Raw genomic sequence first — 13,401 nt, 5'->3', positions numbered from 1 at the left:
CACGGGTTCACAGAATCGGACGGCCGCCGGTGACGGCGACCCGCGCGCCCGAGATGTAACTGCCGTCGTCGGACGCAAGCAGTACGTAGACAGGTGCAAGTTCCGCCGGCTGGCCCGCGCGACCGAGCGGTGTGTCGGAGCCGAACGACTCCACCTTCTCGGGCGGCATCGTCGAGGGGATCAACGGCGTCCAGATCGGCCCCGGAGCGACGCTGTTGACGCGAATGCCCTTGTCCCCGAGCAACTGCGCCAGGCTCGCCGAGAAGTTCGCGATCGCGGCCTTCGTCGCCGCGTACGGCGCCAGTGTGGGCGACGGCATGTCGGAGTTCACCGAGGAGCTGCCGATGATCGACGAACCGGGCGCCATATGCGGCAGCGCCGCCTTGGCGAGATAGAACATCGCGCCGACGTTGATACGGAACGTACGGTCCCACTCCTCGTCCGAGATCTCGTCCAGACTCTCGTGCGTCATCTGGTACGCCGCGTTGCTGACGAGGATGTCGACTTTCCCGAACGCGTCGACGGCCTGCGAGACGATGTCGCGGCAGTGCTGCGGTTCGGCGACGTCGCCGGGGACCAGCAGCGCCGTACGGCCGGCTTCCTCGACGAACTGCGCGGTTTCCTCGGCGTCGCGATGCTCGTTGAGATAGGAGATCACGACGTCGGCGCCCTCGCGCGCGAACGCGATCGCGACCGCCCGGCCGATCCCGCTGTCACCGCCGGTGATGATCGCGGCCTTTCCGGTCAGTTTCCCCGATCCGACGTAGCTCTTCTCGCCGCAGTCGGGAACCGGCGTCATCCGATGCTGCTCACCGGGAACCGGCTGTTGCTGTGCGGGCTGACTCATCTTGTGCCCTCCTGATCGACGAACCACGCCGCCCGACGAGTACCCGTCCCGCCGCGGCGGAAACGACGGAAGGTCAGCGGCGTGTAACGACCGGTTTGACCGCGCCGAAGGCCGGGCACCGGCGGGATCACTTCAGGGAGGGCCTGATGACCGGCGAGGGGCGATGGCGCGCGAGGTTCGGCGACGTCCTGTGCCGGGCCGCGTCGGCAGGCCTTCCCCACGTGTCCTGCGGCCTTGCCGATTCTCGGTGGTGCAGACGGTGGACGGCGGCGTACTGGGGTTGTGCGGTGGTCCACGGAATCAGCCGAAGCTTCGGGCCCAGGTGGCTTCGGGTCGTGACGAAGGCAGCTCTCATGCCGGCCCTGGCTGCTTGGTGCCGGTCGCACAGTTGCCCGCGCCTGCTGGTCGCGGCGCTGCTGATGTCAGGCGCCGGCGACTCCTTCATGGAGCACAAGCGCCTGCTGCCGGGTATGGCGATGTACGGCGGAGCGCACGGCTGCTACGTGACACTGTTCGTCCGCGACCGCACCCGGTTCAAGTGGCCGGCAGCTGCGGCGTACGGTGCTGCCGGCGCCTGCATCATGAGATTCCTCTGGCCAGGTCTCGGGCCGCTGAGGCCGCCCGTGGCGGGCTACGCATCGTTGCTGACGGCAACTGCGATCTCCGCCGGCTGGTACGACCGGCGATCAGCACTCGGTGGCGCGCTGTTCCTGGTTTCGGACACCCTGATCGGCACCCAGCTCGCCGGCCACGACTTTCCCACCCGCGCCGCCTTGGTCGGCCTCACCTACACAACCGGTCAGTACAACCTCGCCGCCGGAGTCGTCACCCGCGCCGGGAAGCTCCGCAGGCAAATCAGGCCCGGCGGGGCAGCCGGCACCTGAGGGGTTTGGCCGTGCTGGTGGCGGGTACCGGTCCCCGGCCTCCACCCGGGACTGCTGAACACGCGCGGTCCCGGAAGTGGAGGTCCAGGCGAGCGCGCCAGGCCGATTTCGCCGCCGACGCAGCCAGAGGAGGTTCACATGGCCACCACCGGGGTGAGCGTCATCTACTACTCGTCCACCGGGACCATCGCGGAGATCGCCCGGACGATCGCGCAGTACGCCGAGAAGGCGGGCGCGGAAGTCCGGCTGCGCAAAGTGCGCGAACTGGCACCGCCCGAGGCGATCGAGGCCAACGAGGACTGGAAGGCCAATCTCGAGCGCACCGCGGAGATCGAGGAGGCGACCGCCGATGACGTGGTGTGGGCGGACGCGGTCATCTTCGGGTCCCCGACCCGCTACGGCAACATCGCCGCGCAGTTGAAGCAATACATGGACACCCTCGGACCGGAGTGGGAGAAGGGCTTGCTGGCCGACAAGGTCTACAGCGGGTTCACGTCGTCGCAGACCGAGCACGGCGGGCAGGAGTCGACGCTGCTGGCGCTGTACAACACGATCTACCACTGGGGCGGCATCGTGGTGTCACCTGGCTACACCGACCCCGCGAAGTTCGAGGACGGCAACCCGTACGGCACCTCGCACGTGTCCGGACGCGGCGACGTCGACCAGACCATCCGGGCCGCGGCCGCCGTACAAGCCGAACGCGTGGTGAAAATCGCCACCGCGCTCAAGCGCGGCGCTTGAACTCGGTTCAGTCGGTCGGCTGTCCGTGCGGGCTGTCCGGCGGAATAGTCGGGTCGGCGGCCGCCGCCGGATCCGTCTCACCGGCGGATCGCGGGTGCACCGGCTCGTCGTCCGCGGTCCGGCGGACGCCGTCCTCCGGCTCGTTGACCGTGATGCTGTCGTCGGACACCTGCTCGGCCCGGTCATCCGGTTCCCGTGTCCGCCGCTCAGGCTCCTGAGTCATTCCACGCCTCCTACGTTCGTCGGTAGCCCGCTGCCGGTACCCCCAACCGAGCTCGAGCAACCGACGAGCTGACGTCGTACCCGAAGGTCACTGCACGGTGATGATCGTTCGGCCTCGTTCGGTGAAGGCCTTGGGGGCTTCGGGCAGGGCGCGGGTGGTGGTGACCAGGGGTTTCAGGCGGCCGTCGCGGAGGCGGGTGGCCAGGTGGGTGAGGTGGTCGCGGTTGGGTTCTACGACGAAGAAGATGGCTCGGCCGTCGCGGGGGTGGGTGGTGGGTGGGTCGGCGATGGTGACGACGGTGCCGCCGGGGCGTACCAGGGCGGTGGAGCGGTCGCGGATCTCGCCGCCGATGACGTCCAGTACGACGTCGACCTCGCCGATTGCCTCCAGCCTGTCGGTGCCGAGGTCGACGAACTGCTGCACGCCCAGCTCGGTGGCCGTGGTGCGGTCCGCCGTACGGCCGGTGCCGATGACGTGGGCTCCTGCCTCGCGCGCTAGCTGCGCTGCGACGTAGCCGACGGCACCCCCGACGCCGTGGATCAGGACGGTCTGGCCTGGCTGCAGGTGGGCGTGGTCGAAGAAGGCCTGCCACGCAGTGAGGCCTGAGACCGGTACGGCGGCCGCGGTCACGTGGTCGACGTCCGCCGGAAGCGGGGCCAGGTTCCGCGCCTCCACGGCGACGTACTCCGCGAGGGTCCCGTTGCGGGTCCAGTCGGCGAGGCCGAAGACCCGCTGGCCCACCGTGAGCCCAGTGGTGCCGTAGCCGAGCTCGACCACCACCCCGGACAGCTCGTGCCCGGGCACGGTCGGCGTGCGGTCGCGCCCGGCCCGGTCGGTCCACGTGCCCGGCCAGTCCAGCTCGCCGCGGGTGAAGCCGGCGGCGTGCACCTGGACGACGACGTCGTTCTCGGCGGCGTGCGGGTACGGCAGCTCGGTCAGTGACAGTCCGCCGACGCCGGCCTCGCGGTCCTGGGCTGTGATGGCACGCATGGAAGGCTCCTTCGGTGTAGTGCTCTCAACCGTAGATGCACAGCGCCCCGCGCCGGTGGGCCAAACGGCACCCCGGGTGGTGGGCCACTTCTGACCCTGGTGGTCCGGTTTGATGGGTAGGGCAGAGTAACTACCTTCTGTAGCGGAGTGCGGGCGGTGGGTGCGGAACCGCCGGGCGGATCGTTGCGTCGGAGTGGTTCGGTGAGTCCAGCGCAGGTGGAGGTGGTGCGGCGGTGTTGTTCCGGGTCCTGGGGCCGGTGGAGATCGACGGCACCGATGCGGTCAGCTACATCCGGGCGGACAAGCCGCGGGCGCTGCTCGCGTTGCTGCTGGTGAAGGCGAACACCTGGGTCTCCGTGGGCGAGATCGTCGACACGGTGTGGTCCGGCAAGACCCCTCCGGTTTCGGCGGAGCGCAACATCGGCACGTACATCTGGCAGCTCCGCAGGACGCTGCCGCCGCTCGGTGCGGACGGCCAGCGGATCGAGAGCCGCTCCAAGGCGTACCGGATCCGCGTGCAGGCCGGTGAGCTCGACTCGGACCGCCTGCAGGCGCTGCTGGCCGCCGGCGACGAGGCGTTGACCGCGGGCGATGCTGCGACAGCACTGAAGCACCTGGAGTCAGCACAGTCGCTCTGGAGAGGTGCGCCGTACGAGGGGCTGGTGACCGACCAGCATCAGCCTGAGGTGACGCGCCTGGCCGAGCTGCACTGGTCGGTCCGGGAGCGGCTGGCGGATGCCCTGATCGGTACGGCGCGATTCGCCGACGCGGTTGCCCTGTGCAAGAGCCTCACGACCGAGGACCCGCTGCGCGAGACGAACTGGGCGCGGCTGCTGGTCGCGTATCGGGACGCGGGGCGCCGAGCTGACGCGCTGGCGACGTACCAGAAGGCCCGTACCGCGCTGGTGGACGAGCTGGGTACTGAGCCGGGGCCGGAGTTGCGGGAGCTGCAGCAGGAGCTACTGGCCGACGTACCGGACAAGCCGAAGCAGGAGGCGCCTGGACCGGATGCGTACGTGCGGACCGTGGTGGAGGCTGCTGGCGCGCTGGACGGTCCGCATGCGGAGGCGGCTCGCCACTGGTTCACCACGCGGCACCCCGAGTTCACTACTGCCATCAGCCAGCTGCTGGCGGAGAAGGACGTGGCCAACGCGTGGCTGCTGACCACTGCGCTGCACCAGTTCGTCGAGACCGGCGGTGACGTCCCTGGTTGGGCTCCTCTAGTGGCGGAGGTCGTAGCCGCGACACGGGCCGGCAAGGACTGGTACGGCGAACTCATCACGCGCAACATCCTCGGCATCGCGCAGACCCGCGCCGGCCGGCTCCACGATGCGCGGGACGAGTTCGCTGCCGCCCTGAGCGTCGCGTCGGTGCACAACGACCGGGATGCGGAGGGGACCGTGCTGGTCAACCTGGCCTTGGCCGAGGCGAGTGCCGGCGCACACCAGCAGGCGGCAGAGCACCTCCGCCGTGCGCTCCGGCTGCTGCCCGAATCGCCCACCGCCGTCGAGGCCAGGCAGGCCCTGGCCGATCTGGGCGAACCAGAGGACCCCGCCCGCTCCCCGGTCGCCTCCTGAGCGACCGCTTCCGGACGACTCCTGGCCGGATGTATCACCGCTGTACCGCAGCTGGACAGCAGAGAGGCACTTTTACCCCATGACTCGCCTTGCCCGTGCGATGCGTCGGCCTGTTGCTTGGTGGACGGTCGCGGCACTGGTTCTCGGGACGTTCATCGGCTACTCGGCGCTCGGTCGCGGTGCGCCGGCGGTCGCGTTCCAGCAGGCCGGGCACTGGGTCTACAACGCGACGCTCGGCGCGGTCTTCCGGGTCGACGGCGGCGGCAAGACCGTCGACGCCGAGGTCCGCGGTGTGCAGGCCGAGCCCGGCAGCCAGGTCGTCCAGGGCGCCACCAACGGGTACGTCGTCCGCGCCGACGGCGTCATCGTGTTCGGCAAGTCGAACCTGACGGTGAAGAGCACGGTCCGGATCGGCATCCCGGAGGAACCGGTCGGTATCGAGGCACAGAGCGGCCCGTACCTGGTGTACCGGCAGCACGGTCAGATCGTCCGGCTGGGCGACCAGCAGCAAACGATCACCGTCGGCAGTGTGGTGTCCAGCGCGATCGCCACCGCCGACGGTGCCCTGTGGCTGCGCAACGCGAACCACTTCTGCCGGCTGGCACCTGCGTCGACCGCACTGACCTGCGAGCTTCCTGCGCAGGCAGGTGACGCTGGTGCGCTGCTGAGCCTTGCCGGCAAGCCTGCCTTTGCCAACCTGTCGAAGCGCACCCTGACACCGCTGACCGGTGAGAAGGCCGGCCGTGCGGTGCCGATGGGCGTAAGCGGTGCCCTGCCGACCACCTCTGTCGTAGCTCAGTCGGACGTCAACGGCCGGATCCCGATCCTGGCCGGCCAGCGGCTGCTGCTGGTCGACGCCGCGGGCGCCAAGGCCGCCGAGAGCATCAACCTCCCGCCGGGACGGTACGGCGCGGTAGCCGCGACCGGTGCCGCTGTCGCAGTACTGGACACCGACAAGCGCGTCGTACGGACGTTCGCGCCGGACGGCAAGGCGCTGCACACACATGAGCTGAGCAAGAAGAAGGACGGCGGCCACAAGGGCAGCCCACGGGTGACGGCCGGGCAGGACGGCCGGCTGTACATCGACGACGAGACCGGTGCGGTGGTGACCGTGGTCGACGGTGACGGCTCGGTGAGCGAGGTGGACATCGACGGCGGAAACAAGCCGGTGTCCCCGTCGGCGACGACGCAGCCGAGCGCCACCCCGACCCCGAGCACTCCCACGCCGAGCAGCACCCCCAGCAGTACGCCGACCCGCCGGCCGCTCCTGCCGCCGGTCAAGGTGACCGTCGCACCGCCGAAGCCGAACGCGACCGAGACCGAGACACCGGAGCGCAAGCCGCGCCGGACCGAGACGACCACCCCACCGCCGAGCAAACCGACGGCCCGGCCGACGACGACCAAGCCGACAACCACCAGGCCGACGGCCAAGCCGACCAGCAAGCCGACGACGAAGCCGACCGTGCCGGCGGCGTCCGCACCTGGTGCGCCCGGCTCGGTGACGGCCCGGCCCGCGAGCGGCAAGGCGACGGTGTCGTGGTCGGCGGCCCGGGCCAACGGTGCCGCGATCTCCAGCTACAAGGTGAGCTTCCGCATCGCGCCCGGCTACTTCGTCGTCGGCCTCCCGGCGTCGGGCTCGGTCACCGTCTCCGGCAGCACCCGCAGCCACAGCTTCAGCCAGCTGCTGAACGGCGGTGGCTACATCTTCACGGTGTCCGCGACCAACCGCGTCGGCACCGGTCCGGCCGTCGACACGAAGACAGTGCCGATCGGCGGCAGCCAGGCCGAACCACCTGGTCCGCCCACCAAGGTCAGTGCGGCCGCCAAGCCGAACGGCTCGGTCACCGTGTCCTGGTCCGCCCCGAGCACGTCGGACTACACCCTGTCCGGCTACACAGTGCTGGGATCGGACGGCACGAAGACCCAGAGCCCGGCGTACACGAACAGCGCGACGCTCAACCCGCCACTGGGCAAGGCCGTCAGCTACCGGGTCACTGCTACCAACAGCTCCGGTACGTCGTCTCCGTCCGCAGCCACGCGTTCAGTGACGCCATACAAGCCGGCTGCGGCGCCGAAGGTGACCGCTACGCCAGGCAGAGGGTCGGTGTCGCTCAGCTGGACCGCGCCGAACCTGAACGGTGGCCAGCTGGTGCACTACGTCGTCACGGCGACCGGCCAGCCGCAGCGGACCGTGACAACGACCAGCACCCGCTACACCGGTCTGACTGCGCTCCAGCTGACGTTCACGGTCAAGGCGGTCACGCGGGAGCGCAACAACAGCAGCAGCACGACGGCTACCGGTGCGGCCGGTTCGACAACGGCAGCGCCTACAGCCGGTGCCCCGGCGATGCCTCCGGTGAGTAGGCCGGCCTCTTCAGTACGACGTACCTCGCGCCGACGGAAGGATGCGCAGTGGTGATGCGGGATGCGGGGATCGAGCCGCAGCAGGCCTACGAGCTGATCGCGGCCAACATCCAGCGGGTCATCCGCGGTAAGCCGGAAGTGGTACGGCTGGCGGTCGCGACCCTGTTCGCCGGCGGGCACCTGCTGATCGAGGACCTGCCGGGGCTCGGCAAGACCAGCCTGGCCAGGAGCCTCGCCCGCAGCATCGGCGGCCGCTGGAGCCGCATCCAGTTCACACCGGACCTGCTGCCCGGCGACATCACCGGCGTGGTGGTGTACGACCAGGGCCAGGGCAGGTTCGTGTTCCACCCCGGCGGTGTCTTCGCGAACATCGTGCTGGCCGACGAGGTGAACCGCGGTACGCCGAAGACGCAGTCCGCACTGCTCGAGGTGATGGCCGAGCGGCAGGTCACCGTCGACGCGGACACCCGCCGGGTGCCGGACCCGTTCATGGTGCTCGCGACGCAGAACCCGATCGAGATGGAAGGCACCTACCAGCTGCCCGAGGCACAGCTGGACCGCTTCCTGCTGCGGATCGAGATCGGCTACCCGGACCACGACGCCGAGGTCGAGGTAGTGGCGCTGGACGGCGCCGGTCCGACGCCGGACGACCTGGAGCCGGTGATCGACCCGGACACGCTGCGCGGCGTCATCGCCGCTGTCCGGTCTGTGTACGTCGACGAGGCGGTGATGGCGTATGCCGTCCGGCTGGCCGCGGCGACCCGGCTGCACAGCGCGGTCCGGTACGGCGCCAGCCCGCGCGGCAGCATCGCCCTGATCCGGGCGGCCCGCGCGATCGCCGCGACGGACGGCCGGTCGTTCGTGACACCGGACGACGTGAAGAACATCGCGCATCCCGTGCTCGCGCACCGTCTGGTGCTGACCGCGGACGCCACCCTGTCCCGGCGTACGGCGGAGAGCGTGGTGGACGACGTCCTCGCAGACACTCCGGCGCCGGGCAATCCGGTACGACGTGACCTCAAGCGGGCCCTCGGCGTCGTGTCATGAGGACGCGGCTGACGCTGCGCGCCTGGGGTGTGCTGGCCGGCTCGGTAGCTCTGCTGGTCGCAGGCCAACTGCTCGGCTACCCGCTGCTGCAGGTGCTGGCCGGCGCAGGCCTCGCTGTGGTGCTTGTCAGCGTGTTGACCGTCGTACGTCGGCCGAAGGTCGTTGTCGAGCGGGTGTTGTACCCGGACCGCGTCGAGTGCGGTCAGCCTGCGTTGGCGCGGTTGCTGGTGCGCAACGAGTCCACACGGCGCCAGCCCGCATTCGTCGCGGCTGACAATGCAGGCCCGCACCAGTCCGAGGTGGCGGTCGCGGCGCTGGCACCTAACGGTGTCGCGACGTACCACTACGAGTTGCCCACCTCGCGCCGCGGCCCGGTGGCTGTCGGTCCGCTGGTACTGCGTCGCTCCGACCCGTTCGGTCTGGTGTCGTGCCGGGTCTCGATCGGCAGCGCGGCAACGCTTCTGGTGCATCCGAAGCGGTACGCGGTCCGTACTGCGACAGGTATCCGCCAGCGACACCACTTCGAAGGGCCGGTGTCCGCGGGCCCGTTGCGTGGCTCCATCGACCTGCGTCGGCTGCGTGAGTACGTGCCGGGTGACGAGGTCAGACATGTGCACTGGAAGGCGTCTGCTCGTGCAGGGCGGTTGATGGTCCGCGAGTACGTCGATCCCGACCAGCCGCGGCTGCAGCTCGTGCTGGACACCCGGACGTCGGCGTTGACGGCTGGCCAGTTCGACACGGCCGTGTCGGTGGCGGCGTCGATCCTGGTCGTGGCTGCGCAGTCCGGTCAGCGCCTCCGGCTCACGACCCCGTGCGGTACCGACCACGACGTACAGGCGGTCAGCGATCTGCTCGACGAGCTGGCCAAGCTAGAGCAGTCGGCGACCACTAACAATCCGCTAGAAGCTCTTCCGGTGACACGGGACGGTGGTGCGCTGGTCGTGCTGACAGGTGCCGGCCTGGCCGACCTGCCGAACCTCAGGTCGAGCTACCGCCCTGTTGTGTACATCGACCTGACCCACGACGAGCAGGCGTTCCACACGGCGGCCGGGGTGCACGTCATCCACGCCCACAGTGCGCAGAGCGCAGTAGATGCCTGGAACGCCGTACCAGCATGAGTCGACGGCTACCTGTCCTCGGAGTGCTCGCGGCCGCTGTGGTCGCGGGCCTCCTGTACGCACCGCTCTTCGGTACGACGGCTGTGCTCTGGCCGATGCTTGCTGTTGCCGTGATCGCTTACCTGGTTGAGGAAGCGATCCTGCGGCGACCACCACTGGCGCGTTGGCGGGTGCCGTTGACGCTAGTTGGTGGCGTTGTCGCGTTGCTGGCCGTCATACCCGGCGCCGCCCGCCGTCCGGTGGCGCTGTGGGATGCGGTGACGTCCGGTTGGCGTCGTACGCTCGAGTCGACCTGGCCCGCGAGTCCGTCGCCTGACCTGGTGGCCTTCGTACCTGTGCTCGTGCTGCTGGCCTGTCTCCTGGGCGCGCGGGTGTTGCAGCGTTCGCGGTTGCTGGCGTTGCTGCCCGCTCTTGTGGTGGCTGGGCTCTCTCAGGCTTACGTCACCGTGACCGGCGTCGACGCGGTACTTGTCGGCCTTGCGCTGGCTGGGTGCTTTGCGTTGGTCCTTCTGCAGTGGCCAGGTGACCGTGGTGCATGGCTTCGGCTGGTCGCTGCACTCGTTGCCATGGCGGCTGGTGCCAGCAGCCTCGGTCTGACGTTGCCGACCGCCACTGCGGTGCACCTGCCGAAGCCGAGCCCTCCTGATGCGCCAACGGTGCTGAGCAACCCGCTGACCGAGGTGGCGGCGCGGCTGAATTCCCCCGACACCGTGGTGTTCACTGCTCGTGCCAATGGACCTGTGGATCGCTGGCCGGTCATTGCGTTGGACAGGTTCGACGGCGTGACCTGGACGGCTGCACCGAAGTTCCAGCGGCTCGGTCGTGAACTGCCCCTCGACCCACACGTGACTGTTCCGGTACGGCGGCAGTCGGCGGATCTCGCGCTCGCGGAGTGGTCGCTGCCTTGGTTGCCCGGTCAGGCCCGCACGCTGTCGGTGGTGGATGACGTGCCGTTGCTCGTCGACCCGGCGTCCGGTGCGTTGCTGGCGGAGCAGTCGCGGCCGTCGCAGTACCGGATCACCTGGGCGGAGCCGACCGTGGATGCCGACGAGCTGGCGTCAGCCGGGGTCAACTCCGAGCTGGGCAGCGGTGCGGACCTGGGTGAGGTGCCTGCCGGTGTCGACGAGTTGGCGCGCAGCATCGCCGGTGACGTGCGGCCGTCGTTCCAGCTCGCGCTGGTGCTCGAGAAGTACCTGCGGACCAACTACAAGCTCGCCACCGGCGAGAACCTGCCGACCGGCCACGGGTACCCGCAGCTCAACCACTTCCTGCTCCGCAGCAAACGCGGTACGTCGGAACAGTTCGCGGCGGCGTACGTCGTGATGGCACGGCTGCTCGGACTACCGGCGCGACTGGTGGTCGGGTTCAAGCAGCCTGAGACAGCGAGCCCCGACGGGACGTACGTGATCCGGAACCGGGACGTGCTCGCGTGGCCCGAGGTGGCGGTGACAGGTGTCGGCTGGGTACCGCTCGACCCGACCGGAGCCGCCGCGTCCAAGGGCGGCGGCGGTCTGGCCGGTGCGGCGGAGACGGTGCGCAAGAAGTTGCCGTCGACCAAGGAGATCGAGCGCGAGCACCAGGCCGAGCCGACCCTGCCTGAGCCCAAGACCGCCGCCACACACGACTTTCCGGGCTGGTCGGTGTTGCTGATCGTCGGTGCCGCACTGGTCGCAGTAGTCGTGCTGTGGCTCGTAGGTGTTCCACTGCTCAAGGCCGTACGGCGGCAGCGGCGCAGGCGGCACGGGACGCTCGGAGCCTGGGCCGAGGCGCGGGACCTGCTGCGGGACCACGGCATCCGGGTGACGCCGGCTGCGACCGCCCGCGACCTGGCGCGCGAGTCGGACGGAGCCGTGTCGCAGGCGATGACCTTGCTGGCCGGCTGTCTGGACCGGGCGCTGTGGTCGGGACAGGACGCGGATCCGGACCGGGAGTTCGCGTGGTCCGCGGTACGGAAGGCGCGGCGCGGGCTGGCCGAAGGGCGGTTGTCGCAGCGGATCCGGACGACGTTCAGCGCCCGCAGTCTGATCGGGTGATCAGCGCTCGCACTGGGCGTCGCGCACCGGGTGCGGCGCGGTCTCGGTCGTGTTGAGCCCGTCGGTGGCCTGGACGGCGAAGCAGTACTGCACACCGGGCACCACGGGGACGCGGTACTTGGTGCGCTTGTAGACGAGCTTGGTGGTGGCGGGCTTGCCGGCCTGGGCGATCACGACGACGTAGTTGACGTCGGACGGGCCGCTCCAGCTGAGGTCGACGTACGTGCTGTGGTCGGCTGGTGGGTTGAGCTTGACGACCAGGGCTGGGGTGGAGCTGGTCGTCGGTGTCGGGGCTGCGAGGGGTTTGTCGTCGGCCTGGCTCTGGCGGTTGATCAGGGCGAGCGTGGTGATCAGGGCGCCTGCGACGAGTACACAGGCGGCGACGAGCAACCAGTTGCGCCGCTTGGGCTCAGCCGGCGGACTCACGGGGACAGCCGCCGCGGGGGAAGGCGCAGGCGTAGGTGCGGCCGGCGGCGGAGTGGTCGGCGGCTGCGTGGCGCGCGGCTGTGCGGAAGGTGCCTGCGCGATGGGCGCCTGTGCGGTGGGCGTGGGCGTAGGTGTGGCGGCTGGCTGTGGGGGAGCGGGTTGTGCTGGGGCCGGCTTTGTGTTGGTGGCCGGGGGCCAGGCGCGCAGGCTGGCGCGCGACATCACCGCAGGTCGCGGCAGTGGCCGCGACTGCTGCTGCCCAACAGGAGCCGTCGGCTTAGGTGCGGCAGCAGTCACCGGCCGCACCGCAGGCATAGGCGGCGTAGCGGGAGTCGCCAGTGCTGCAAGCGACGCGGCCACCACCTCCGCGGACACCTGACGCCTGACCGGGTCCTTCTCCAGCAGCCGCGCGATCACGTCCGCAAAGGCATCCGGCAGTACGTCGAGACGTGCCGGCGGCTCGTTCAGCACCCGCAGGATGTGCTCGCCCGCAGTCTCACCCATCCGGGCCGCGAGCGGTGGCTTCCCGCTGATTGCGGCGTACAGCACAGCGCCCAGTGCGTACAGGTCGGACGCCGCGGTGACGGTCCCGTCCCGCAGCGTCTCCGGAGCGACGTACAGCTGGCTGGGTGAGTTCAGCGCCGCATGTCCGGTGTGCTGCCCCAGACCGAGCGTGAGCGCGGACAGCTGCGGGCGCCCGTCAGGCAGTCGGACCACTGCACCAGGAGTAAGACCGCCATGCACCAGCCCAGCAGCGTGCAGCGCAGCCAGACCCTCCGCGAGCTGCCGACCGAGCACGGCCAGCTCCGCAGGTGAGCGGAGCTGGTCGCGGACCTGCTCAGCCAGGGTTCCCGCGTCCGGGGTGGTCAGCAAGTACGGGTACCCATCGGCCAGCCCGGACTCCAGCACGGGTGCGACATGCGGGTGGTTGATGCCCTGCAGCGCCTTGGCCTGCTTGCTGAACGTCGACGCCGTACCGGCGTCCACCCGCACCGGATACACCAGCGCGCTGAGCGCGGTCCCTTGCCGTAGGCATCGGAAGGTCCTCGGCATCCCGGACCGGACCAGAACCACCTCCGTGCAGCCCGGCAGCACCGGCACCGAATCGGGTCCTGTCTTGTCTGTCACGTGCCTATCTTCCCGTGCGAACA

At 69.9% G+C, this 13,401-nt stretch carries 11 protein-coding genes; 7 read left to right on the top strand and 4 right to left on the bottom strand.

Annotated elements, in window-relative coordinates; translation table 11 throughout:
• Positions 1 to 7 precede the first annotated feature (7 nt).
• Positions 8 to 799: a glucose 1-dehydrogenase gene (locus ABN611_RS07720; RefSeq protein ID WP_350279102.1), complete on the bottom strand. Its 792-nt coding sequence runs from the start codon at positions 797 to 799 to the stop codon at positions 8 to 10.
• Between the two features lie 383 nt (positions 800 to 1,182).
• On the opposite strand from ABN611_RS07720, the gene ABN611_RS07715 reads away from it, so the two are divergent.
• Together ABN611_RS07715 and wrbA are read left to right on the top strand one after the other, a co-directional pair.
• The gene (locus tag ABN611_RS07715) at positions 1,183 to 1,731 is read left to right on the top strand and encodes a lysoplasmalogenase (RefSeq protein ID WP_350279101.1); all 549 of its coding nucleotides are present in this window, start codon (positions 1,183 to 1,185) and stop codon (positions 1,729 to 1,731) included.
• A 138-nt stretch (positions 1,732 to 1,869) separates the two neighbouring features.
• Positions 1,870 to 2,472, top strand: coding sequence for an NAD(P)H:quinone oxidoreductase (wrbA, locus tag ABN611_RS07710; protein WP_350279100.1), 603 nt, complete (start codon positions 1,870 to 1,872; stop codon positions 2,470 to 2,472).
• 7 nt (positions 2,473 to 2,479) lie between these two features.
• Here wrbA and ABN611_RS07705 read toward each other — a convergent pair whose 3' ends face one another.
• On the bottom strand, positions 2,480 to 2,695 hold the full coding sequence (locus ABN611_RS07705; protein ID WP_350279099.1) for a hypothetical protein: 216 nt from the start codon (positions 2,693 to 2,695) through the stop codon (positions 2,480 to 2,482).
• A gap of 87 nt (positions 2,696 to 2,782) precedes the next feature.
• Positions 2,783 to 3,685, bottom strand: a complete 903-nt coding sequence (locus ABN611_RS07700) for an NADP-dependent oxidoreductase (protein WP_350279098.1) — start codon at positions 3,683 to 3,685, stop codon at positions 2,783 to 2,785.
• A gap of 233 nt (positions 3,686 to 3,918) precedes the next feature.
• On the opposite strand from ABN611_RS07700, the gene ABN611_RS07695 reads away from it, so the two are divergent.
• The 5 genes from ABN611_RS07695 to ABN611_RS07675 all read left to right on the top strand — a co-directional run bounded on the left by ABN611_RS07695 (position 3,919) and on the right by ABN611_RS07675 (position 11,824).
• Positions 3,919 to 5,262 carry a BTAD domain-containing putative transcriptional regulator gene (locus ABN611_RS07695; RefSeq protein WP_350279097.1) on the top strand — a complete coding sequence of 448 codons (1,344 nt, stop codon included), beginning with the start codon at positions 3,919 to 3,921 and terminating at the stop codon, positions 5,260 to 5,262.
• A 79-nt stretch (positions 5,263 to 5,341) separates the two neighbouring features.
• Positions 5,342 to 7,681, top strand: a complete 2,340-nt coding sequence (locus ABN611_RS07690; protein ID WP_350279096.1) for a fibronectin type III domain-containing protein — start codon at positions 5,342 to 5,344, stop codon at positions 7,679 to 7,681.
• A complete protein-coding gene (locus ABN611_RS07685) occupies positions 7,681 to 8,673 on the top strand; it encodes a MoxR family ATPase (protein WP_350281609.1) in 993 nt (330 codons plus the stop codon). The genes ABN611_RS07690 and ABN611_RS07685 overlap by 1 nt, the downstream gene beginning before the upstream one ends.
• On the top strand, positions 8,670 to 9,791 hold the full coding sequence (locus ABN611_RS07680) for a DUF58 domain-containing protein (protein WP_350279095.1): 1,122 nt from the start codon (positions 8,670 to 8,672) through the stop codon (positions 9,789 to 9,791). Before ABN611_RS07685 ends, ABN611_RS07680 begins: the two co-directional genes overlap by 4 nt.
• Positions 9,788 to 11,824 carry a DUF3488 and transglutaminase-like domain-containing protein gene (locus ABN611_RS07675; protein WP_350279094.1) on the top strand — a complete coding sequence of 679 codons (2,037 nt, stop codon included), beginning with the start codon at positions 9,788 to 9,790 and terminating at the stop codon, positions 11,822 to 11,824. Before ABN611_RS07680 ends, ABN611_RS07675 begins: the two co-directional genes overlap by 4 nt.
• Here the strand turns inward: ABN611_RS07675 and ABN611_RS07670 are convergent, their stop codons facing one another.
• Positions 11,825 to 13,378: a serine/threonine-protein kinase gene (locus tag ABN611_RS07670; protein ID WP_350279093.1), complete on the bottom strand. Its 1,554-nt coding sequence runs from the start codon at positions 13,376 to 13,378 to the stop codon at positions 11,825 to 11,827.
• Positions 13,379 to 13,401 lie beyond the last annotated feature (23 nt).

Origin of the sequence: Kribbella sp. HUAS MG21, assembly GCF_040254265.1 — a bacterium.
Classification (GTDB): Bacteria; Actinomycetota; Actinomycetes; order Propionibacteriales; family Kribbellaceae; genus Kribbella.
Note: the sequence above shows the minus strand (reverse complement) of the source record. Positions and strands in the feature narration are given on the sequence as shown.